General features: G+C 69.5%; 1 protein-coding gene. It reads right to left on the reverse strand.

Annotation, left to right across the window (positions count from 1 at the left end; all coding sequences use genetic code 11):
• The coding region (locus tag LCH29_RS43930) for a polyketide synthase dehydratase domain-containing protein (RefSeq protein WP_446467283.1) at nucleotides 1–1,549 on the reverse strand (1,549 nt) is incomplete at both ends.

A 1,549-nucleotide genomic window follows, 5' to 3' on the forward strand; every position in this document is an offset into this window, starting at 1 on the left:
CTCAGCACCCGGCGAAGCCATCCCCCGCCGGGACAGCAGGAGCAGGTCCCGTACGCCGTGCTCGGCCGCCAGGTGCCGGGCCACCACCGCACCCAGACCCCCGGTACCACCCGTGATCAACACCGTGCCGCGCGGCTCCCATGACGCCGCACGCAGCTCTGGAACGGGCATCCGCGCCAGCCGGGGGACCAGGACTCGCCCGTCCCGAACCGCCAACTCCGGCTCGGGCTGCGCCAACGCCCGCGACAAAACCGCCCCGGACACGGCACCGTCACCAAGGTCCAGCAGTGTGATCCGGTCCGGATGCTCCGACTGCGCCGACCGCAGCAAACCCCACACCGACGCCACCGCCAGATTACCGACAGCCCCACATGCCACCGCGACCAGGCGAGAAGCGGCGAACCGCTCCTCCTCCAACCACTCCTGAGCCAAGCCCAAAGCCCGCGTCACCATGTCGTGGACACCATCCACCACTCCGTCACCGGGCCGCTCCGTAGCGACCTCGGCCAACACCACATCCGGCATCGGCCCGTCTGCCACGGCCAACGCGGCCAGATCCGGATATACCGCAACGTCCGACCCGGCACCGCGCAGCGTCCCGGCCAAACCGCCGTCCGGGCCGACCACCGCAACCACCGATGGCGCGGCGTCCGTCCCCTCAGCCACCGGAGCCCACTCCACCCGGAACAACGAATCCCGGCCAACCGTCCGGCCACCACCGTCCGCCAGCTCATCAACAGCAAGAGGACGCGTGACCAACGACGCGACGGACGCCACAGGACGACCCACCACATCCGCGACCGCGATGGACACCGCCCCCCGCTCGTCGTACGACAGCCGCGCCCGCACCGTCGTCGCCCCGGAAGCCTGCAACGACACATCCTCCCAAGCGAACGGCAGACCGCGATCCGCTGTGCCATCGGCGAAGGCGCCGGCGTGCAGCACTGCGTCCAGCAGCGCGGGATGCATCCCGAACCCACTGGCATCGGCACCCTCGTCCAAAGCCACCTCGGCAAAGAGCTCGGCACCCAGCCGCCACACCGCCCGCAGCCCCTGGAACACCGGGCCGTATGCGAACCCGGACTCGGCAAGCCGTTCGTAGCACCCATCGAGGTCGACCGGCTCAGCGCCCGGGGGCGGCCAGTTGGTCGCATCGAACTTGGTGTCAGCCAGATCGTCCACTACGCCCAGGACCCCCGTGGCATGCTGCGTCCACAGCGGCTCATTGGAGCCATCCACCCGGGAGAACACCTTGACCGACCGCCGTCCGCAGTCATCGGCAGAACCGACGAACACCTGAATCTGCGCCGCTCCCCGTTCGGGCAGCACCAGTGGTGCGGCCATGGTCAGTTCTTCGAGTAGATCGCACCCGAATTCGTCACCGGCCCGGATCGCCAGGTCCACAAAGGCGGTGCCGGGCACGAGAACCCGGCCCGTGATCGTGTGGTCGGCCAGCCACGGATGCGAGGCCAACGACAGGCGACCGGAGAACACCACACCGTCCGAGTCGGCCAACGACACCGCCGCACCCAGCAACGGATGCTCAGCC

This window comes from Streptomyces sp. BRA346 (assembly GCF_052851135.1).